At 73.2% G+C, this 19,994-nt stretch carries 18 protein-coding genes; 13 read left to right on the forward strand and 5 right to left on the reverse strand.

The annotated features are described in order from the left end of the window. Positions 1–379: 379 nt before the first annotated feature. The 3 genes from ACFVFR_RS27340 (at position 380) to ACFVFR_RS27350 (ending at position 3,599) form a co-directional block, all read left to right on the forward strand. Positions 380–1,528: a segregation and condensation protein A gene (locus tag ACFVFR_RS27340; RefSeq protein ID WP_383706385.1), complete on the forward strand. Its 1,149-nt coding sequence runs from the start codon at positions 380–382 to the stop codon at positions 1,526–1,528. A gap of 374 nt (positions 1,529–1,902) precedes the next feature. After that, entirely contained in the window at positions 1,903–2,481 is a 579-nt protein-coding gene (scpB, locus tag ACFVFR_RS27345; RefSeq protein WP_383706440.1) for an SMC-Scp complex subunit ScpB, read from the forward strand. After that, a complete protein-coding gene (locus ACFVFR_RS27350) occupies positions 2,481–3,599 on the forward strand; it encodes a pseudouridine synthase (RefSeq protein ID WP_383706387.1) in 1,119 nt (372 codons plus the stop codon). The genes scpB and ACFVFR_RS27350 overlap by 1 nt, the downstream gene beginning before the upstream one ends. Before the next feature lie 55 nt (positions 3,600–3,654). Here the strand turns inward: ACFVFR_RS27350 and ACFVFR_RS27355 are convergent, their stop codons facing one another. Next, positions 3,655–4,017: a DUF952 domain-containing protein gene (locus tag ACFVFR_RS27355; protein WP_383706389.1), complete on the reverse strand. Its 363-nt coding sequence runs from the start codon at positions 4,015–4,017 to the stop codon at positions 3,655–3,657. A 234-nt stretch (positions 4,018–4,251) separates the two neighbouring features. On the opposite strand from ACFVFR_RS27355, the gene ACFVFR_RS27360 reads away from it, so the two are divergent. The 4 genes from ACFVFR_RS27360 to der all read left to right on the forward strand — a co-directional run bounded on the left by ACFVFR_RS27360 (position 4,252) and on the right by der (position 8,404). Continuing rightward, a complete protein-coding gene (locus ACFVFR_RS27360; RefSeq protein WP_383706391.1) occupies positions 4,252–5,334 on the forward strand; it encodes a prephenate dehydrogenase in 1,083 nt (360 codons plus the stop codon). Between the two features lie 136 nt (positions 5,335–5,470). After that, positions 5,471–6,187, forward strand: coding sequence for a (d)CMP kinase (cmk, locus tag ACFVFR_RS27365; protein WP_383706442.1), 717 nt, complete (start codon positions 5,471–5,473; stop codon positions 6,185–6,187). Between the two features lie 77 nt (positions 6,188–6,264). Further along, positions 6,265–6,885 carry a lysophospholipid acyltransferase family protein gene (locus tag ACFVFR_RS27370; protein ID WP_383706444.1) on the forward strand — a complete coding sequence of 207 codons (621 nt, stop codon included), beginning with the start codon at positions 6,265–6,267 and terminating at the stop codon, positions 6,883–6,885. A gap of 58 nt (positions 6,886–6,943) precedes the next feature. After that, on the forward strand, positions 6,944–8,404 hold the full coding sequence (gene der, locus ACFVFR_RS27375; RefSeq protein WP_383706393.1) for a ribosome biogenesis GTPase Der: 1,461 nt from the start codon (positions 6,944–6,946) through the stop codon (positions 8,402–8,404). A gap of 87 nt (positions 8,405–8,491) precedes the next feature. Here der and ACFVFR_RS27380 read toward each other — a convergent pair whose 3' ends face one another. Together ACFVFR_RS27380 and ACFVFR_RS27385 are read right to left on the reverse strand one after the other, a co-directional pair. Then, a complete protein-coding gene (locus ACFVFR_RS27380; RefSeq protein ID WP_383706395.1) occupies positions 8,492–8,818 on the reverse strand; it encodes a hypothetical protein in 327 nt (108 codons plus the stop codon). Between the two features lie 242 nt (positions 8,819–9,060). After that, complete coding sequence (locus tag ACFVFR_RS27385; RefSeq protein WP_383706397.1) at positions 9,061–9,843, reverse strand: hypothetical protein; 783 nt, start codon at positions 9,841–9,843, stop codon at positions 9,061–9,063. Positions 9,844–10,457: 614 nt separating this feature from the next. Between ACFVFR_RS27385 and ACFVFR_RS27390 the strand changes: the two genes are divergently transcribed. The 4 genes from ACFVFR_RS27390 (at position 10,458) to ACFVFR_RS27405 (ending at position 14,026) form a co-directional block, all read left to right on the forward strand. Continuing rightward, positions 10,458–11,708 carry a glycosyltransferase family 4 protein gene (locus tag ACFVFR_RS27390; RefSeq protein WP_383706399.1) on the forward strand — a complete coding sequence of 417 codons (1,251 nt, stop codon included), beginning with the start codon at positions 10,458–10,460 and terminating at the stop codon, positions 11,706–11,708. Next, positions 11,705–12,616, forward strand: coding sequence for a hypothetical protein (locus tag ACFVFR_RS27395; RefSeq protein WP_383706401.1), 912 nt, complete (start codon positions 11,705–11,707; stop codon positions 12,614–12,616). Before ACFVFR_RS27390 ends, ACFVFR_RS27395 begins: the two co-directional genes overlap by 4 nt. 111 nt (positions 12,617–12,727) lie before the next feature. Further along, positions 12,728–12,898, forward strand: coding sequence for a hydrophobic protein (locus tag ACFVFR_RS27400; RefSeq protein ID WP_383706403.1), 171 nt, complete (start codon positions 12,728–12,730; stop codon positions 12,896–12,898). 126 nt (positions 12,899–13,024) lie between these two features. Further along, positions 13,025–14,026, forward strand: coding sequence for a helix-turn-helix transcriptional regulator (locus ACFVFR_RS27405; protein ID WP_383706405.1), 1,002 nt, complete (start codon positions 13,025–13,027; stop codon positions 14,024–14,026). Here ACFVFR_RS27405 and ctaD read toward each other — a convergent pair. Next, a complete protein-coding gene (ctaD, locus tag ACFVFR_RS27410; protein WP_383706407.1) occupies positions 13,986–15,680 on the reverse strand; it encodes a cytochrome c oxidase subunit I in 1,695 nt (564 codons plus the stop codon). The two genes, ACFVFR_RS27405 and ctaD, sit on opposite strands and share 41 nt — an antisense overlap. A gap of 559 nt (positions 15,681–16,239) precedes the next feature. On the opposite strand from ctaD, the gene ACFVFR_RS27415 reads away from it, so the two are divergent. After that, on the forward strand, positions 16,240–16,455 hold the full coding sequence (locus tag ACFVFR_RS27415) for a proteinase inhibitor I78 (RefSeq protein ID WP_383706409.1): 216 nt from the start codon (positions 16,240–16,242) through the stop codon (positions 16,453–16,455). A 101-nt stretch (positions 16,456–16,556) separates the two neighbouring features. On the opposite strand, the gene ACFVFR_RS27420 is transcribed toward ACFVFR_RS27415, so the two are convergent. After that, positions 16,557–17,576 carry a phosphatase PAP2 family protein gene (locus ACFVFR_RS27420; protein WP_383706411.1) on the reverse strand — a complete coding sequence of 340 codons (1,020 nt, stop codon included), beginning with the start codon at positions 17,574–17,576 and terminating at the stop codon, positions 16,557–16,559. A gap of 629 nt (positions 17,577–18,205) precedes the next feature. On the opposite strand from ACFVFR_RS27420, the gene ACFVFR_RS27425 reads away from it, so the two are divergent. Then, positions 18,206–19,960: an MFS transporter gene (locus ACFVFR_RS27425; RefSeq protein WP_383706413.1), complete on the forward strand. Its 1,755-nt coding sequence runs from the start codon at positions 18,206–18,208 to the stop codon at positions 19,958–19,960. Positions 19,961–19,994: the final 34 nt, after the last annotated feature.

A 19,994-nucleotide genomic window follows, 5' to 3' on the forward strand; every position in this document is an offset into this window, starting at 1 on the left:
GCACGAGGCGCCCGAGGCCCACCACCCCGCCCCGACGGCCCCGCGCGCCCCCCTGCCCACCGGGCGTCGTGTCCGCGACGAGCCGGCGGAGCCGGAAGCCGAAGCGGAGTCCGACCCGGAAGAGCGCGACGAGGGCGAGCCGGGCCCCACCGGGCCCGCCGCGCGGGAGGCCGCCGAGGGCGAGCCGAGCGATACCGGGCCCGGCGAAGGAGAGCCCGACACGGGCGGTTCGGGTGGGGCGCGAGGGGGCGGGCGCGGAGCTGACGCGGGCGCGTCGACAGCGAGTGAGTCCGATGCGCGGGAGCCCGACGCGGGCCGGCCGGCCGGGAGCGAGTCCGGCGCGGCAGGGCCCGGCGCGGGGGAGCCCGCCGGAGTCGAGGTGGCTCGCACGCGGCCGGCGGCGGGGGAGTCCGCCGGAGCCGAGCCGGTCGTGGACGACGGCCGGTTCACGGTGCGGTTGGCCAACTTCGAGGGGCCCTTCGACCTGCTGCTCCAGCTCATCTCCAAGCACAAGCTGGATGTCACGGAAGTCGCGCTCTCGCAGGTCACCGACGAGTTCATGGCCCACATCCGGGCCATGGGGCCGGACTGGGACCTGGACCAGACGACCGAGTTCCTGGTCGTGGCCGCGACGTTGCTCGACCTCAAGGCGGCCCGGCTGCTGCCGTCGGCCGAGGTCGAGGACGAGGCCGACCTGGCGCTCCTCGAAGCCCGGGACCTGCTGTTCGCGCGGCTGCTCCAGTACCGCGCCTACAAGCGCATCGCGGACATCTTCCAGGAGCGGCTCGACGACGAGGCGCGGCGCTATCCGCGCACCGTCGGTCTGGAGGCGCACCACGCCGAGCTGCTGCCGGAGGTGGTGATCCGGATAGGGGCCGAGGGGTTCGCGAAGCTGGCCGTGAAGGCCATGCAGCCCAGGGCCAAGCCGCAGGTCTACGTGGACCACATCCACGCGCCGCTGGTCAGCGTCCGCGAGCAGGCCGAGGTCGTCATCGCCCGGCTGCGCGAGCTGGGCGCCACCGACTTCCAGACCCTGACCGACGACGCCCCCGACACCCTCACGATCGTGGCCCGCTTCCTGGCCCTCCTGGAGCTCTACCGCGAGCGGGCCGTCACCCTGGACCAGGACGAGGCGCTCGGCACGCTCCGGGTCCGCTGGACCGGGACGCGAGGCGAACGGCCGCGCGTCACCGACGAGTTCGACCAGGAACCCGGCGAGCGCGCCCGGGACGAAGCGGCGCGCGCGGACGCGGTGCGGAGCGGCGCGGCGCGGGACGAAGCGGCACGGGAGGAGCGGGACGCGACGGTACGGGCCGACGCGACGCGGGAAGTGACCGACCCGGTCCCGCGACCGGACCCGACCGTCCGGAGCGCTCAGGCCGACCCGGCCGGCCCGAGCGGCCCGACGGACCAGACCGAGGCGGCGGCCGTGAGGCGGCACACCGGCCCGGGCGCCGGTGACCTGGGCGTGGCCGATCCGGAGCCGGGCGAGCCCGGCGGGGACAGCGAGTGGAGGGCGCGGCGATGACCGAGCGGGACGAGGCGCGGGACCCCCGGACGGCGGCCGAGCCACCACCCCCCGCCGGCCGGCCGGCCGACGCGACGGACGGGGTTCAGGCGCGCCCGGTGGACGCGGCCGGGGCGTACGTACCGACGGCGGACGCGCCCACGGGGGACGTACCGACGGCGAACGTTCCCGCGACGGACGCGCCACGCGACCCGTACGCGGCCGACGCGCGCCCGGCCGGCCCGTACGCGGCGGACACTCCGATCCCGCCACTCCCGGCCCCCGGCCCCGACGACACATCCGACGCTGGCCCCGACCCCGACGACGCCTCCGACGCCGTCGGCGGTGAGGGTGCGGCCGGGCTCGCGCTGCGGCCAGCGTTGGAGGCCGTCCTGATGGTGGTGGACGAGCCCGCCACCGAGGAACACCTGGCCAAGGTGCTGGGGCGGCCCCGGCGGGCGGTGGCCGACGCGGTGCGGGAGCTGGCCGACGAGTACACCCGGCAGGGGCGCGGCTTCGAACTGCGCCTGGTGGCGGGCGGCTGGCGGTTCTACAGCCGGCCCGCGTACGCGGCGGCCGTCGAGGGGTTCGTGCTCGACGGGCAACAGGCCAGGCTCACCCAGGCCGCGTTGGAGACACTGGCCGTCGTCGCGTACCGTCAACCGGTCAGCCGTTCGCGCGTCTCCGCCGTACGCGGGGTGAACTGTGACGGCGTGATGCGGACCCTCCTCCAGCGCGGTCTGGTGGCGGAGGCGGGCACGGAACCCGAAACAGGTGCGATCCTGTACAGGACGACGAACTACTTTCTGGAGCGGATGGGCCTGCGTGGCCTGGACGAGCTGCCCGAGCTGGCACCGTTCCTGCCGGAGGTGGACGCCGTCGAGGCGGACTCGCTCGAAGGGGTCCCCTCGTTCGACCCGGACGCACCGGACGACGCAGACACCACGACGGCCCACTCGACTACGGAACCTTGATGCGAAGCAGCGACAGGAACAGCGGCGGCAACCGGAACCCCCGGAGCGGGGGTGGCGGTCGGCGCGACGACAAGCCACGACGCTCGGGCACGCCCCGGCCCGAGGAGCGCCGCTACGACGTCGGCAGCACGGGTCAGTCGGGCTCGAACCGGCCGGGCGGCGTCGACGGCGGTAAGGGCGCGTCCAAGGGCGGCCCGAAGGCGGGCGGTCGGGGCGGTGCCGCCGCCGGTCGCGGTGGCCAGTCGGCGGGCGGCCGGGGCGGCGCGGCCGGGCGGCCGGGCGGTCGGGGTCGCACGGTGCCGGCCCGTCCCCGCGAGCTGGACGCGCAGATCGAGGAGCGCAACCGGGCCCGGCACGACAAGCCGCAGGTCAAGCTGCCCAAGACGTTCGGCGACCAGGAGGGCGAGCGGCTGCAGAAGGTCCTCGCGCGGGCCGGTATGGGCTCGCGGCGCGCCTGCGAGGAGCTGATCGAGCAGTCCAGGGTCGAGGTCAACGGCGAGATCGTCACCGAGCAGGGGCTGCGCGTGGACCCCGCCAAGGACGAGATCAAGGTGGACGGCCTGACCGTGGCCACCCAGTCCTACCTGTTCTTCGCCCTCAACAAGCCCGCCGGTGTCGTCGCCACCATGGAGGACCCGGACGGCCGCCAGTGCCTGGGCGACTACGTCACCAACCGTGAGACCCGGCTCTTCCACGTCGGGCGTCTCGACACGGAGACCGAGGGCATCATCCTGCTCACCAACCACGGCGAGCTGGCACACCGCCTGACCCACCCGCGCTACGGCGTGAAGAAGACCTACCTCGCCGCGATCCAGGGCCCCATCCCGCGCGACCTCGGCAAGCGGCTGAAGAGCGGCGTCGAACTGGAGGACGGGTACGCCCGCGCCGACCACTTCAAGGTCGTCGAGAACGTGGGCCGCAACTACCTGGTCGAGGTCACCCTGCACGAGGGCCGCAAGCACATCGTGCGCCGCATGCTGTCCGAGGCGGGCTTTCCGGTCGACAAGCTGGTCCGGACGGGCTTCGGGCCCATCGCGCTCGGTGACCAGAAGTCCGGGTGGCTGCGGCGGATGACGAACACGGAGGTCGGGATGTTGATGCGCGAGGTGGACCTCTAGGCCCGAGACGGCCCGGCCCGGGCCCGAGGCGGCCCGGGCCCCGGGCCGGGGCCCGTCACGACCAGGGCCCGAGCGAGAGCGCGCGGCCCGTGTCGTCCCGCTGGACCTCCATCATGCCGGCCACCGCCGCGCGGTTGATGTGGCCGTACACGTGCGGGAACCGGGTCACCCCGGTCACCCCGGGCGGCGGCTCGGGGTCGGCCTCCTCCCAACGGACCAGGACGTCGAGCTTGTCCTCCTCGATGAGCAGCACCATCAGCGGGCCGACGACGTACCGGAAGCGCGCGGTGGCCACGGCCAGCGTCGTGGCCTCGTCGGGCGAGCAGTGCACGAACCCGTCGTCGGCGAGCGAGCGCGGGGCGTACGGGCGGTCGGGCGCGGTCAGCCAGTCGTCCAGGGGAACCACGTGGAAGATCATGCGGAACGTTCTACCGGAACCAGGACGCTTCGTACCTCCCGCGCCCTGCATCGCGACCGACCACACCCGCTTGCCCACCGACCCGAGCCCGGGGCGCGCCGGCCGCGTCCGCCCGTGGACCGGCCCGTCTCGGCTGGTGGGCGGCCGGGCCGGCGGCCGGCCGGCGCTGGCTAGGGTGGCGGGGAAGCGGTCGGTGACCACGCCAGCCCACAGCCCGCAGAAGGACACCACCTCGTGAGAACCGCCCTCGTCATCGGCACCGGCCTCATCGGCACCTCCGCCGCGCTCGCGCTGGCCGGGCGTGGCGTCCATGTCCACCTCGCCGACCACGACCCGGCGCAGGCCCGTACCGCCGCCGCGCTGGGCGCGGGCAGCGACACCGAGCCCGAGGGGCCGGTGGACCTGGTCGTCGTGGCCGTGCCGCCCGCGCACGTGGCCACCACCCTCGCCGACGCCATGCGGCGCGGGCTGGCGCGCGGCTACCTGGACGTCGCCAGCGTCAAGGGCGGCCCGCGCCGCGAGCTGGAGCGGGCCGGCCTGGACCTCACCCACTACCTGGGCACCCACCCCATGTCGGGCCGCGAACGGTCGGGCCCGCTGGCCGCGAGCGCCGATCTCTTCGAGGGCCGCCCGTGGGTGCTCACCCCCGCTCGGGACACCGACACCGAGGTGTTGAACCTCGCCCTGGAACTGGTCGCCCTGTGCCACGCCGTGCCCGTGGTGATGGACGCCGACGCGCACGACCGCGCCGTGGCGCTGGTCTCGCACACCCCCCAGCTGGTCTCCAGCATGGTCGCGGCCCGGCTGCGGGACGCCGACGAGACGGCCGTGCGGCTGTGCGGGCAGGGCATCCGGGACGTGACCAGGATCGCCGCGTCCGACCCGGCCATGTGGATCGACATCCTCTCCGCCAACCCGGGACCGGTCGCCGACGTGCTGGCCGAGCTGGCCGACGACCTGGCCGAGACCGTACGGGCGCTGCGCGCGCTGGAGACCGCCGAGGGGCCCCGGCGCGAGGAGGGCGCGGCCGGCATCGCCGACGTGCTGCGCCGTGGCAACGCGGGCCGGGTACGGGTGCCGGGCAAGCACGGGGCCGCGCCCGCCGCGTACGACACGGTCACGGTGCTCATCGGGGACCAGCCGGGCGAGCTGGCCAAGATCTTCGCCGATGCGGACCGGGCCGGCGTCAACATCGAGGACGTCCGCATCGAGCACGCCACCGGCCAGCAGGCGGGCCGCATCCAACTGGTGGTCGAGCCGCACGCGGTGCAGCCGCTGACGGTCGCCCTGCGCGAGCACGGCTGGCCGCTGCGCTAGCGCACGGGCGCCCGCCGGGCGGTGGCCGGGGCTCGGCTGCACGGGATGGTCATTCCAACCAGTAACCTTGTCCGAGACTTCTCGTTTCGCGATCGCTCCGCGTACGCCCCGTAGTAACGCCCCGTGCATGAGGAAGGTGTCTGTCACCGTGGAAACCGCCGCCCGGACCGCACCGGCAGCAGTCATTGTCGGCATCGACGGCCCCTCCGGCACGGGCAAGTCCAGCACCTCCAAGGCGGTGGCCGCCAAGCTCGGGCTGCGCTACCTGGACACCGGGGCCCAGTACCGGGCCATCACCTGGTGGATGCTGAGCAACGGCATCGACGTCAGCGACGCGGCGGCCGTCGCCGAGGCCGCGGGCAAGCCGGGCATCGTCTCCGGCACCGACCCGGCCGCCCCGACCATCACCGTCGACGGCGTCGACGCCGCGGGTCCCATCCGTACCGTCGAGGTCACCGGGGCCGTGAGCGCCGTCAGCGCCGTCCCCGAGATCCGCGCCCGGCTGACCGACCTGCAGCGCGCCATCGCTGCCGAGGCGCCGCGCGGCATCGTCGTCGAGGGGCGTGACATCGGCACCACGGTGCTGCCGGACGCCGACCTCAAGATCTTCCTCACCGCTTCGGAGGCGGCCCGCGCCGCCCGCCGCAGTGGCGAGCTGGGCGGCACGAACGCCTCGGACCTGGCCGCCACGCAGGCGGCGCTCGCCAAGCGGGACGCGGCCGACTCGGGCCGCAAGACCTCGCCGCTGGCCAAGGCCGCCGACGCCGTCGAGGTGGACACCACCGAGCTGACCCTGGAGCAGGTCATCGAGTGCGTCGTCACCCTCATCGAAGACAAGCAGCAGGCCACGTGAGCACGACCGCCACGGAGCGGCGTCGGGAGCCGAGCGGACCGGGTGCCGCGGTCGGCCGCCGGATCGGCATCGGCCTCATGAACACGTTGTGGCGCCCGCGGGTGCTGGGCGCCTGGCGGGTGCCCGCCGCCGGCCCGGTCATCCTCGCGGTCAACCACGCGCACGGCGTCGACGGTCCGATGCTCATGGGCACCGCGCCCCGGCCGGTGCACTTCCTGATCAAGAAGGAAGCGTTCGTCGGGCCGCTCGACCCGTTCCTGCGCTCCATCGGCCAGCTCAAGGTGGACCGGGACACCGTGGACCGGGCGGCGATCACCGACGCGCTCGGCGTGCTGCGGCGCGGCGGCGTGCTGGGCATCTTCCCGGAGGGCACCCGGGGCGAGGGCGACTTCGCCGCGCTCCGCGCGGGCCTGGCCTACTTCGCGGTGCGCGGGGCCGCGCCCATCGTGCCGGTGGCGGTGCTGGGCACCAGCGAGCGACGCGGCCGGGCCATAGCGGCCCTGCCACCGCTGCGGTCCCGGATCGACGTGGTCTTCGGCCAGGCGTTCAGCGCCACCGGGGACGCCACCGCCGGCGCCAGTGACCAGGGGGCGCCGCGCGGCCGGGCCACCCGGGCGGCCCTGGACGCGGCGACCGTGCGCATCCAGGCGCGGCTGAGCGAGCACCTGGCCGCGGCCAGGCGGCTCACCGGCCGCTAGACAGACGTGAGCGGCGGGCCGTAAGGGCCCGCCGCCGAGGGACGACGAGGAACACTTCATGAACGACCAGATCCACACCGGCGACGAGCACGGTGAGCTTGGCGACGCCGAGTACGCGGACTTCATGGAGCTCGCCGCGCAGGAGGGCTTCGACCCCGAGGACGTCGAGAGCGAGATCGCGGCGGCCGGCCACGGCCCGCTGCCCGTCCTGGCCGTCGTCGGCCGCCCCAATGTCGGCAAGTCGACCCTGGTCAACCGCATCCTCGGGCGCCGCGAGGCGGTCGTGGAGGACCGTCCGGGCGTGACCCGGGACCGGGTGACGTACGAGGCCGAGTGGGCCGGCCGGCGCTTCAAGGTGGTCGACACCGGCGGCTGGGAGCAGGACGTCCTGGGTATCGACGCCTCGGTGGCCGCGCAGGCCGAGTTCGCGATGGAGGCCGCCGACGCGGTCGTCTTCGTCGTGGACTCCTCCGTCGGCGCCACCGACACCGACGAGGCCGTGGTCAAGCTGCTGCGCCGGGCCGGGAAGCCCGTCGTGCTGTGCGCCAACAAGGTGGACGGACCCTCGGCCGAGGCGGACGCCGCGGCCCTGTGGTCGCTGGGCCTCGGCGAGCCGCACCCGGTCTCCGCGCTGCACGGGCGCGGCACCGGCGACATGCTGGACGCCGCCCTGGACGCGCTGCCCGAGGCGCCCGCCCAGACCTTCGGCCAGGTCCTCGGCGGCCCGCGCCGCATCGCGCTCATCGGCCGTCCCAACGTCGGCAAGTCCTCCATGCTCAACAAGGTCGCCGGCGAGGAGCGGGTGGTCGTCAACGAGCAGGCCGGCACCACCCGTGACCCCGTCGACGAGCTGATCGAGCTCGGTGGCAAGACCTGGAAGTTCATCGACACGGCCGGCATCCGCCGCCGCGTGCACCTCCAGGAGGGCGCCGACTACTACGCCTCGCTGCGTACGGCCGCCGCGCTGGAGAAGGCGGAGGTCGCGGTCGTCCTCATCGACGCCAGCGAGTCCATCAGCGTGCAGGACCAGCGGATCATCACGATGGCCGTGGAAGCCGGGCGGGCCCTGGTCATCGCGTACAACAAGTGGGACACGCTCGACGAGGAGCGCCGCTACTATCTGGAGCGGGAGATCGAGCGGGACCTGGTGCAGATCCCGTGGGCGCAGCGGGTGAACGTCTCGGCGCGCACCGGGCGGCACATGGAGAAGCTGGTCCCGGCGATCGAGACGGCCATCGCCGGCTGGGAGACCCGGGTGCCCACCGGGCGGCTGAACGCCTTCCTCGGCGAGATCGTCGCCTCCCACCCGCACCCGATCCGTGGTGGCAAGCAGCCGCGCATCCTCTTCGGTACGCAGGCGGGCACCAAGCCCCCGCGCTTCGTCCTGTTCGCCTCCGGCTTCCTGGAGGCCGGCTACCGCCGCTTCGTCGAGCGCCGCCTCCGTGAGGAGTTCGGCTTCGCCGGCAGCCCGATCCACATCTCGGTGCGGGTGCGGGAGAAGCGCGGGCGCAAGAAGTAGCGGCCCGGGGCCGAGCCCCGGACCGCCCGCGCGAGCCGATACGTCGGCCCCGGCCGCCGCCGCGTCGCACCGACGCGGCGGCGGAGCTCACAGACCGTGCCGCCTGCTGTCCCGGGGCGCGGGGGGCAGCGCCGCGGGCAGGCCGGTGCGCTGGTGGCGGCCGGGGCCCGACCAGGCGCCGCCGTCCCAGGTGCCGGTGCGCTCCCAGCCGCCCGGCCGCTCCCACGCGTCCCGCCGCTCGCGGTGACCGAACGCCGTGAACCCCAGGTCCTCCTCGCCCGAGCGGTCCCCCGGCAGGGCCCGGAAGGACCTGCGGTACTCCGCGTACAGGGCGTCGAAGATGGGCGTGGCCGACGCGGTGGGCTGCTGCTGTGGCCGCGCGTGGGCGGCCACGCCCTCGTGGGGAGGGCGCATGCCGGGGATCGGGGTCTGGTAGGGGTCGCGGGGGGCGGGCTCGTATGTGTGCACATAAGCGCCAACGACCCGGTCGCCCGACGGATGCGGGGAGTGTGGTGAATGCGCGCTCAGTGAGGCGTATGGGGGAGTGTGTCCGAAGTGTGCGCGGGCAGGTCCCCGCCCCGGCGTCGGAACGCCGGGGCCGTACGGGGCGGTACCGGGCAGCCCCGAGCCCTGGCCCCGCGGGGGCGCGGCCCGCATCACGTGCCCGCGAGCGGCATCGCGGCGCCGACCAGAGTCCCACGCGCCGCGGCCCGCTCCAGGGCCTCGCGGAGCAGGTCCTCGCGCGGCTGCTGGCCGATGACGCCGGCCGGAGCCGCGTAGACGAACACGGTGTTGGACTTGTTGACCGCCGCCCGCCACCCCTCGGTGACGTGCAGCGGCTGGTGGGCCTGCCACCACGCGGTGGAGGCGGCGCCGTCGACACCGGGCGACAGGACGGCGTGCAGCTGCCCCATGGCCAGCAGCACCGACCAGCCCGCGTTCCGCTCCGGGCGCCGCTCCAGGTCGGTGACCGGCCGAAAGCCCTGCTCGGTGAGGAGCGGCAGGAAGTCGTCCGCCTGGCTGTCCGAGCCGGGCCGCACGATGGGGCCCGTCGGTTCGACCACGAGCGCCGGGTGCACGTCGCCGTCGAGCAGGATGAGTCCGCTGGTCACACCGAGCACCGCCTGGCGCGGGTCGCTCTTGGTGAGCGCGTCGGCGTCCTCACCCGCGGTGATGGACCGCACGGCACCCTGCAGCTGCTCCTCGGAGACCGTCACCACCTGCGAGGGGATGCAGGAGGCGTGGGCGAAGGCGAGGACGGCGGTCTCCTCGCCGACGAAGAGCACCGTGCTGGTGGGCTCCTGGGCGGCGTCGCCGGGCGTGCGGCATGAGGTGCAGTCGTAGTTTCCCGGGGTGTTGTCGCCGACGAGCAGCCGTTCGGCTTCGTCGTCGCCGATCTCGGCGCGTACGTCGTCGCTGACGTCGAGCATGCGCGGCACGGGGGGCTCCTCGTATTCGTCTTCATGTGCCGGGTGGTCCCCCGGCTCGTAAAGAGCACAACGGGGGACCGGTGGGAGGGGTCACGCCGGTCGCGAAGCGGAAACGCGCCGTACCCGGGGTCCCCTGAGTGCTCGTGCGGGCCGTTCGCGCGGCGTGCGGGTCGGCTCCGCCGCTGGCGGGCGGCGGCCGGGCGCGTGGTGGCGCGCGACGGCGGGGGCGGCCGGATTCCGCCCCCGCCCGGCACGGAGGGCCCGCCGGGCGGACCCGCGCGGTGGCGCGCCGGCCCCCGGGCGGGCACTCTGGGACAGCGAGCTACGGGCCGCGCCCACCACCGGGCGTCCGGCCCGGGTCCGAGGCCGGTGGGCGGGCCACACGCCGCCCCGCCTGGTCCGACCCGGTGACGCGGGGCAGCGCGGCGTCACGGGGCGGGCCCCGCCGAGCGGCCATGATGATCACTCGCCTGGGAAAGTTCCCCGGGTCCGCTACCGATTTCACATCGCTTGGAGAACAAGATGGTGTGCGGGGCCAACCCGGCGGCCGTTTTCACGGTCTTACCCAGAAGTTAAGGCGGGCGAGGGACTGCCCGCGGGGAGCCGTGGGATTACGGGGACGGATGCGCATCTCATTCCTGATTCACAACGCGTACGGGATCGGCGGGACGATCCGCACCACGTACAACACCGCCCGCACGCTGGCGGAACAACACGACGTGGAGATCGTCTCCGTCTTCCGCCACCGTGACGAGCCGGTCTTCGACCCCGGCTCCCGGGTGACGTTGCGGCATCTGGTGGACATCCGGAAGAACAGCCCCGACTACGAGGGCGACGATCCGCGCTACAGCCGGCCCGCCCGCGTGTTCCCCACCTCCGAGGGCCGGTACAAGCAGTACAGCGAGCTGACGGACGTACGCGTCGCCGACCACCTGGCCACGCTGGAGGCGGACGTGGTCGTCGGCACCCGGCCCGGACTCAACTGTCACATCGCCCGCGAGGCGCGGCGGGGCGTGCTGCGCGTGGGGCAGGAGCACCTCACTCTCAGCACGCACTCGCGTGCGCTGAAGAAGACGCTGCGCGGCCTCTACCCGCGCCTGGACGCGGTCACCACGGTCACCGAGGCCGACGCCCGCACCTACCGACGCCAGATGCGCCTGCCCGGCGTGCGCGTCGAGGCGGTGCCCAACAGCGTGCCCCAGCCCGACATCACCCCGGCCGACGGCAACGGCAAGTGGGTCGTGGCGGCCGGGCGGCTGGCCCCGGTCAAGCGGTACGACCTGCTGATCAAGGCGTTCGCCAAGGTCGTCGCGCGGCGCCCGGACTGGCGCCTGCGGATCTACGGCGGCGGCGCGGAGCGGGACAAGCTGCGGGCCCTGATCGACCGCCTCGGGCTCTACAACCACGTCTACCTGATGGGCCCCGCCAACCCGCTGGACCCCGAGTGGGCCAAGGGTTCGATCGCCGCCGTGACCTCCAGCCTGGAGTCCTTCGGCATGACCATCGTCGAGGCGATGCGCTGCGGCCTGCCGGTGGTCTCCACCGACTGCCCGCACGGCCCCGGCGAGATCATCACCGACGGCGTGGACGGCCGCCTGGTGCCCACCGGCGACGTCGGCGCGATCGCCGGCGCCCTCCTCGACCTGATCAACGACGACGAACTGCGGCAGCGCATGGGCGGCGCCGCGCTCGCGAACTCGGCCCGCTTCGACCCCTCCCAGGTCGCCGGCCGGTACGAGGCGCTCTTCAGTGACCTGGTGTCGCGCGGCGGACTGCGCGGCTCGCTCCACCGCACGCGAGGCGCCCTGCTCAGTGGCGTGTACGCGACCACGGACGTCGGACGTCTGGCGTTCAGAAAGGCACGTGCCGCATGACGACCCCCTCTGCACAACTGCCCACGCCCGCCTCCCGGCCCGAGGCGAGCGCGCCACCGCGCGCGGACAGCGTCGCCGACTCCGCGGGCGGGCTCACCTTCGACGTCGCCGACCCGGCGACGCCCGACCCCACCGACTGGAGCGCCGCGCTCGTGCTCCGCCTGCGGGGCGACGAGGCGGGCACCGAGGAGGTACGGCTGCCGCTGTCGCCGGCCGGCGGGGGACGCCTGCGGGCCGTGCTGCCCAGCACCGTCGCGCTGCCCGAGGGCCGCTGGGACGTGTACGTGGCCTTCGGCGAGGAGAGGCCGCGACGGCTGATGCCCGGCGTCAACGACCTGCGCTCCCTGGTGGACCGCCGGCCGGGCCCGAGCCTGTCGCCGCTGGCCGTGCGCATCCCCTACACCACCAAGCACGGCAACCTCTCGCTGCGGAGCTGGCTGCGGGCGCCGCACGCGGAGGCCGGCGAGCTGCGGGTGGAGGAGGGCACGCTGACCGCGCACGGCCGCCTCTACCGCGTGGAGCGCCCGCTGGCCTGGCTGACCGGCGCGGTGGTACGCGCCAGGCTGCGCCGCGACCCCTCCCGCACGCACACCGTCCCGGTCACCGCGGACTGCGCCGACTTCGGCTTCACGCTGGCCTACGCCGAGCTGGCCGCGCACTGGGACGGCGGCCAGGACGTGTGGGACCTGTGGCTGGCGCGGGCGGACGCGGCCGAGGGCGCCGGTGACGCGGCCGGCGAGGAGACCGTCGAGCAGGTACGTATCGCGCGCATCCTGGACGACGTCGTGGACAAGAAGCCGATCTTCGCCTATCCGGCGATGACGGTGACCGCCGCGCGCGGCGCGGTCCGCGTCGCCCCGTACTACACGGCGGACAACGACCTGTCCGTGCGCATCGAAGGGGCCTAGCCCAGCGGTCGGTACCCGCGGCACTGTGGCCGGGGACACGTCGCCGCCGGGCGGACTGGCTGGCATGGTCCGCGCCGACCAGGGCATTCGGATGTCCTGGAGGTGTGACCTATGGTTCCTGTCCTACTCGTGCTGCTGCTGGCCCTGGTCCTGTTCGGTGCCGGCTTCGCGGTCAAGGTGTTGTGGTGGATCGCCATCGCCGTGTTGGTCATCTGGCTGCTCGGTTTCCTCCTGCGCTCCACCTCGGCCGGCGGACGCCGCTCACGCTGGTACCGATGGTGAGTCGGGTGACGGCCCCCGGGCGCCCCTGAGGCGCCACCGGGCACGGCGCTGACCGGCCCGTGCCCCGCCGGCGACGCCAGCCCTCGCGGACTACAGCTGTCCGCGAGGGCTGGCACACTGCCGCACATGCTCGAAACCTCGGCCCGACTCCTGCGCCTGCTCTCCCTGCTGCAGACCCACGGCGGCCTCGCCTCGACGGACCGGTACGCCGCCGGCGGCGCACGGCGTAGCTGGTCGGGCGCCGAACTGGCCGATCGCCTGGGCGTGACGCCGCGTACCGTACGCCGCGACATCGACCGGCTGCGCGAACTCGGCTACCCGGTGCACTCCGTGTCCGGCACCGCCGGCGGCTACCAGCTCGGCGCGGGCGCCGAGCTGCCGCCACTGCTGCTCGACGACGACGAGGCGGTGGCCGTCGCGGTCGGACTGCGGATGGCGCCGAACGGCGTGGAAGGCATCGAGGAGAGCACGGTGCGCGCCCTGGCCAAGCTGGAACAGGTACTTCCGGAGCGGCTGCGCCGCCGCGTCTCCGCCCTGAACACGTACACGGTGCCGATGCGCGGCACGCCGGGGCAGGACGCCATCGACCCGCGCGTCCTGACCGAGCTGGCGCACGCCTGCCGGGACCGGGAGCGGGTCCGCTTCGAGTACCGCGACCACCAGGGCGGCATCAGCCGCCGCACGACCGAGCCCTATCGCCTGGTGTGCTCGCGGGCGCGTTGGTACCTGGTGGCCTGGGACCTCGACCGCGCCGACTGGCGCACCTTCCGCGCCGACCGCATCACGCCCAGGCCGCCGCACGGCCCACGCTTCGAGCACCGCGAGCCGCCCGCCGACGACCTGGCCGACTACGTCTCGCGCGGCGTCTCGACGGCGGCGTACGCCCATCGCGCCACCGTGCTGCTGCGGGCGCCGGCCGAGCGCGCGGCCGAGCACATATCGCCGACGGCCGGAGTGCTGGAGGCGGTGGACGAGGACACGTGCCTGCTGCACACCGGGGCGCACACGCTGGACGTGCTGGCGCTGCACGTGGTGTTGCTGGGCTTCGACTTCGAGGTCCGCGAGCCGGCTGAGCTGCGCGAGCACATCAGACGGATTCGCGACCGCCTCGATCGGGCTCTGGGGTGATACTCGGCTCCTCCAGCGGCACCACCCGTGGGTGGTGCAGGTCGAAAGCGGGTGACTCGGAGCGGATACGGGGCAGCGCGAGGAAGTTGTGGCGCGGTGGCGGGCAGGAGGTCGCCCACTCCAGCGAGCGGCCGAACCCCCACGGGTCGTCCACCTCGACCCGCTCCCCGTAGCGCGCGGTGCGCCACACGTTGTAGAGGAACGGCAGCGTGGACAGGCCGAGCAGGAAGGCGCCGACGGTGGAGAGCGTGTTGAGCGCGGTGAACCCGTCGGCCGCCAGGTAGTCCGCGTACCGCCGGGGCATGCCCTCCACACCCAGCCAGTGGTGCACCAGGAACGTGGTGTGGAAACCCACGAACAGGGTCCAGAAGTGCACGCGCCCCAGCCGCTCGTCCAGCATCGTGCCGGTGAACTTGGGCCACCAGAAGTAGAAGCCGGCGAACGTCGCGAAGACGACCGTGCCGAAGACCACGTAGTGGAAGTGGCCCACCACGAAGTAGCTGTCGGTGACGTGGAAGTCCAGCGGCGGCGAGGCCAGGATGACGCCGGTCAGGCCGCCGAACAGGAAGCTGACCAGGAAGCCCACGGCCCACAGCATCGGCGTCTCGAAGGAGATCGAGCCCTGCCACATGGTGCCGATCCAGTTGAAGAACTTCACCCCGGTCGGTACCGCGATCAGGAAGGACATGAAGGAGAAGAAGGGCAGCAGCACCGCGCCGGTGGCGAACATGTGATGGGCCCAGACGACCACGGACAGCCCCGTGATGGCCATCGTCGCGCCGATCAGCATCACGTAGCCGAAGATCGGCTTGCGCGAGAAGACCGGGATGATCTCCGTGATGATGCCGAAGAACGGCAGCGCGATGATGTAGACCTCCGGGTGACCGAAGAACCAGAACAGGTGCTGCCACAGGATCGCCCCGCCGAACTCGGCCTCGAAGACCACCGACCCGAACCGCCGGTCCGCCTCCAGACACAGCAGCGCGGCGGCCAGCACGGGGAAGGCGATGATCACCAGGATCGAGGTGAAGAGCACGTTCCAGGTGAACACGGGCATACGGAACATCGTCATGCCGGGCGCGCGCATCCCGATGATGGTGGTCAGGAAGTTGACCGAGCCCAGGATCGTGCCGAAGCCCGACAGCGCCAGACCCATGATCCACAGGTCGGCGCCGATGCCGGGGGAGCGGGTGGTGCTGTTGAGCGGCGCGTAGGCGAACCAGCCGAAGTCGGCCGCGCCGCCCGGCACCAGCAGCCCGCTGACCACCATGAGCCCGCCGAAGAGGAACAGCCAGTACGAGAACATGTTCAGCCGGGGGAAGGCGACGTCCGGCGAGCCGATCTGGAGCGGCATGATCTCGTTGGCGAAGCCCGCGAAGGTCGGCGTCGCGAACAGCAGCAGCATGATCGTGCCGTGCAGGGTGAACGCCTGGTTGAACTGTTCGTTGGAGACCAGCTGCAACCCCGGGCGTGCCAGCTCGGCGCGCATCACCAGCGCCAGTAACCCGCCGACCAGGAAGAAGGCGAACGAGGTGATGAGGTAGAGGTGACCGATCTTCTTGTGGTCGGTGGTGGTGAGCCAGTCCACGATCACCCGGCCGGGCTGTCGCTCCCGTACCGGCCCGGCAGCCGCCTGAGCGGTCTCCGTCCCCATGCCTGCTCCCTCCGGGCGTCTGCTCCGCCGGGCTTCGGGTACCCGCCATGATGCGGGGCGCGCGGCGCGTTGCCGGGGCTGCGACACGCGTACGACAGGCCGTTTCGCCCCCTTCTGCCCCGTCCGTGAACCGCGAAAGCCGGCCGGTGCGGGAGCGTTGTCGGGCTTGTCTGGTGTGTCTGTCATGTGGGCGTCAGTGGGAGAAGTCGATACGTACGACTATGGCCAAACCTGTGTGCGAACGGCCAGATCAATGTGGCGGAATTGTGTGCTCCCTGTGTGATGCGGTATGCATTTCCGTTCGCTGGGGAATTCCGCTACCCGAAGTCCACACGGGCCCGCGTGTTGAAGCCCTTTTCGGGCGCCAAAGCGAGTTATTGACGAGAACTCCGCCACGTCATCCGGCGGGGAACGGAAGGTCCTTACGGGTGACGTGGGTTACGGCAAACCGGGCCCCGTTTTCTGTGACACAAGTGTGACCAGTGACGGACCCGCGAGCGATGTCCCGGTGCTGGGACCCGCCTTCCGTCGCCCGCCCGAGCCCCCTACGGTGGCTGGCATGGCACCTCTACCCAAACCCCCGGCCGAACCGGCCGACGACCTTGACTCCTACGTCGGACTCACCGGCGAGGCCGCCGAACGGCAGGCCAGGGAGCGCGGCTGGACCACCGTCAGGTCGCTGCCGAAGGGCGCGATCATCACCATGGAGTACCTGGGCGGCCGACTGAATTTCACCGTTGACGACGGCGTCGTCGAGCGCTGCTGGAAGGGCTGAGTCGCCCCCGTCGGACACGGCGAAGGCCCCGCCGCTCCGGAGAGCGGCGGGGCCTCGACCGACGTGGGACCCGCTGGCGTGCGCGCCGATCGGGCGAGCCCTCAGCCGCCGCCGCGACCGCGCGGGGCGCCGGCCGAACCCAGCGGCGCGCCGCGCGCCCGGTCCGCGTGCGGTGGGCGGCGGCTGCCGGTCGGCGTGACCGGGGTGCGCTCGGAGCGCGCGGTGTGCGGGCGGGCGGGGTGGTGCGGCCAGCCCTCCGGGGCCCGCGCCGCCCCACCGGCGCGACCGGCCAGCGGCAGCCGCTCGCGCGTGTGGTGCTCCTCGTCCGAGGCGTTCCGCGAGGTGCTCAGGGCCGTGCTGGCCAGCACGGAGGCCGGCTGCGGGGTGAAGAGCGAGCCCGCGCGCAGGCGGGTCCAGGCGATGCGCAGCATCATCTCCGCCCAGGCCATCGGCGCCTCGAACAGGGGGAGCGCCAGCAGGATCAGCAGCCCCGCGGCCCAGCCGAGCAGCACGTCGCTGACCCAGTGCGTGCCGAGGTAGACCGTGGTCATGCCCACGCCGAAGGTGACCACCGAGGCGATCACGGAGGCGACCCTGCGCGCCCCGGGCGTCGTCGCCAGATAGGCCAACACGCCCCAGGTGACCACGGCGTTCGCGGTGTGACCGGAAGGAAATATATCGCCGTCGGCCCACATCTCGTTCGAGCCGACCACGGTGGCGTAGTGCGGACCGAGCCGGCCCATCCCCAACTTCGCCGCACCCACGGTCGCGTTCAGCAGCAGCAGCGAGGTGCCCAGCAGCAGCAGCGGACGCGGGGTGCGCTGGCGCCAGCAGCACCAGCCGAGCCAGGCGGTCACCAACACGGCCGTGGGTCCGCGCTGACCGAGCACCACGAAGTAGTCCAGGAAGGTGTGGAATTCCGGCCACTGCTTGTACGGCCGGAACAACATGACTTGCCAGTCGAGCTTCACCAGCCAGGAGGTGGTGAGCACGCCGACCACCGTGGCCACGTAGACCGCGAGAGTGGACCCCAGCAGCCAGCCGCGCGTCCGCGTCATGCGCGGTCGCGCGAGTTTGGCTGGGCGCTCCTCCGCCTGAGGAAGCTTGTCATCGGTACGCACTCAATCGACATTACATTGCGTGACAGGTGACATCGGTCGATCACGTCTCTTTGTGATGACGATGTGATGTGGAGAGGGTCTCGTTCTCGGCATTGCTGTTCACGATTTCACGGAATGCCGGGAGCCCTTGTCTATTTCTCGTGGCGCTTCGCATCGGGATGGAGCGGAACCCGTTTATTCTATTAGCGCGCCCCTGTTTATCGCTGATTGGCCGTACCGTTCCCCGCCGTTTCCCGACTGGTCGCCCTCCGGCGGCCGTGTCGGCCGAGGTCGTGGTGATCGCCCCGGTCGCCGCCCCCGGTCGCCGATCGGGCCCCGGAGTGTGTCCGCTCTCACGCGATCACATCCGGCCATCGTGCGTGTGGCCGACCCCCGCCGCCCGCCAGCCGCCCCGGCCCCGTGGCGACGGCGCCGGTCGATGGTTGGAGCGAAAGCGGCGTAAGCCTCAAAAGGTGTGATGAGGGCGGGGGTTCGAGGGAGGCCGAGGTACGCGTGGCAACGGGGGACTCGCGTACGCTGACGTCTCACTCGCCCGACCCGCAGGGCCACCGGACCGCCTTCCTGACGTCATGCCGACGTCATGTCCCGCGCCGGCCCGCGCCGCGAGCGCACCACAGGGAGGTACCTCTATGACCGGGACGACCACGACCGGCGATCGGCGGTCAGCGGGCGTTTCCCGGTTCGGACCCGGTGCCGCGCGCTGGCGCGAGGCGAGCGGCGGCGGAGACCGTTGGCTCGTACTCGTCGTGTTGTGCGTGAGTCTGCTGCTGGTCGCCGTGGACGCGACCGTGCTGCACGTCGCGGTCCCGGCCGTCAGCGAGGATCTGCGCCCCGGCTCCATGGAGCTGCTGTGGATCGTGGACGCCTATCCGCTGGTGTGCGCCTCCCTGCTGATCCTCTTCGGCACCCTCGGTGACCGGGTGGGCCGCCGGCGCGTGCTGCTGCTGGGGTACGCGCTCTTCGGGCTGGCCTCCGCGCTGGCCGCGCTGGCCAGCACGCCGCAGGTGCTGATCGTGGCGCGGGCCCTGCTCGGCGTGGGCGGAGCGATGATCATGCCAGCCACCCTGTCGATCCTGCGCCAGGTCTTCCCCGACCGGCGCGAGCGCGCCGTCGCCATCGGTGTCTGGAGCGCGGTCGCGGCGGTCGGCGCCGCTGCCGGACCGCTGGTCGGTGGGTTCCTGCTGGAGCACTTCTGGTGGGGCTCGGTCTTCCTGATCAACATCCCGCTGATGGTCGCCGCCCTGCCCGTCGGTCGCTGGCTGCTGCCGGAGTCCACCGGCGACGGCGACGGGCCCTGGGACGTGCTCGGCGCGCTGATGGCGGCGTTCGGCCTGTTCGGCGCGGTTCTCGGGGTCAAGCGGATGGGCAACGGCCAGGGCCTGGTCGAGTTCGGGACCGCCGCCCCGACGCTGCTGGGCGGGGCGCTGCTGGTGCTCTTCGTCCGCCGCCAGCGACGGCGGAGCAACCCGCTGGTGGACCTGACCCTGTTCGCCCGGCCGGCCTTCGGCACCGCCGTGGGCTGTGTCGTCCTGGCGATGCTGGCCCTGGTCGGACTGGAACTGATAGCCGCCCAGTACCTGCAACTCGTCCTCGGGCTCACCCCGCTGGAGACCGGGTTGCGGCTGCTGCCGCTCACCTTCGCCGCCATGGCCGCCGGCCTCGTGGGCTCGCGGATGTTGCACCGGCTCGGCCCGCGCACCATGGTCGCCCTCGGCTTCGTGACCACCGCCGGCGCCGTGTCGCTGCTGACCGCCATGGGGCAGCACGATCGCCCGGCCGTCCTGGTCTGCGGCTTCGTCCTGCTCGGCTTCGGCCTGGAGACCACCCTGTTCGGCGCGTACGAGTCGATGCTCAGCGAGGCGCCGGCCCGTTGTGCGGGCGGCGCCGCCGCCATCGGCGAGACCTCCTACCAGCTCGGCGCGGGCCTGGGCATCGCGCTCCTGGGCAGCGTGATGAACGCCGCCTACGCTCCCCGGGTCGCCGCGACACCGGGCATACCCGAGGAATCCGCCCGGGCCGCCAGCCACTCCCTCGGCGAGGCGTACGAGGTCGCGGGCGGTCTCGGCGGTCCGGCCGGGGCGAGCCTGCGGGCGGCTGCCCGCGACTCCTTCGTCACCGGCCTGCACGTCACGCTGCTGGTCAGCGCCGGCCTGTTGCTGCTCGGCGCGCTCGCCGCGCTGTACCTGCCCCGCACCATGGACGTCGCCGATGCCCCCACCGACGAGCGCACCGCGAGCCCGGCCGCGCCGCCGACAACGATCCCCGCCAGCGGTGACGGGCCATCGGTGCCGCACCGCCGCCAGCACCCCGCGGCACCGGGTGCGGGCGCCGGCCTCGCACCACCCGCCGACCCGGCCCAGGCCGCCTCGCCCGCGCACCGCTGACCGGGCCGCGTCGATCCGCAACTCCGCGCGACAC

Origin of the sequence: Streptomyces sp. NPDC057702 (assembly GCF_042799315.1) — a bacterium.
GTDB lineage: Bacteria > Actinomycetota > Actinomycetes > Streptomycetales > Streptomycetaceae > Streptomyces.

Coding starts and splice junctions, on each gene's coding strand:
- ACFVFR_RS27395 (WP_383706401.1), top strand. CDS start 11,705: ATGACGACCCCCTCTGCACAACTGCCCACGCCCGCCTCCCGGCCCGAG.
- der (WP_383706393.1), top strand. CDS start 6,944: ATGAACGACCAGATCCACACCGGCGACGAGCACGGTGAGCTTGGCGAC.
- ACFVFR_RS27390 (WP_383706399.1), top strand. CDS start 10,458: ATGCGCATCTCATTCCTGATTCACAACGCGTACGGGATCGGCGGGACG.
- ACFVFR_RS27370 (WP_383706444.1), top strand. CDS start 6,265: ATGAACACGTTGTGGCGCCCGCGGGTGCTGGGCGCCTGGCGGGTGCCC.
- ACFVFR_RS27425 (WP_383706413.1), top strand. CDS start 18,206: ATGACCGGGACGACCACGACCGGCGATCGGCGGTCAGCGGGCGTTTCC.
- ACFVFR_RS27350 (WP_383706387.1), top strand. CDS start 2,481: ATGCGAAGCAGCGACAGGAACAGCGGCGGCAACCGGAACCCCCGGAGC.
- scpB (WP_383706440.1), top strand. CDS start 1,903: ATGGTGGTGGACGAGCCCGCCACCGAGGAACACCTGGCCAAGGTGCTG.
- ACFVFR_RS27355 (WP_383706389.1), bottom strand. CDS start 4,017: ATGATCTTCCACGTGGTTCCCCTGGACGACTGGCTGACCGCGCCCGAC.
- ctaD (WP_383706407.1), bottom strand. CDS start 15,680: ATGGGGACGGAGACCGCTCAGGCGGCTGCCGGGCCGGTACGGGAGCGA.
- ACFVFR_RS27405 (WP_383706405.1), top strand. CDS start 13,025: ATGCTCGAAACCTCGGCCCGACTCCTGCGCCTGCTCTCCCTGCTGCAG.
- ACFVFR_RS27400 (WP_383706403.1), top strand. CDS start 12,728: ATGGTTCCTGTCCTACTCGTGCTGCTGCTGGCCCTGGTCCTGTTCGGT.
- ACFVFR_RS27380 (WP_383706395.1), bottom strand. CDS start 8,818: ATGCGCCCTCCCCACGAGGGCGTGGCCGCCCACGCGCGGCCACAGCAG.
- ACFVFR_RS27415 (WP_383706409.1), top strand. CDS start 16,240: ATGGCACCTCTACCCAAACCCCCGGCCGAACCGGCCGACGACCTTGAC.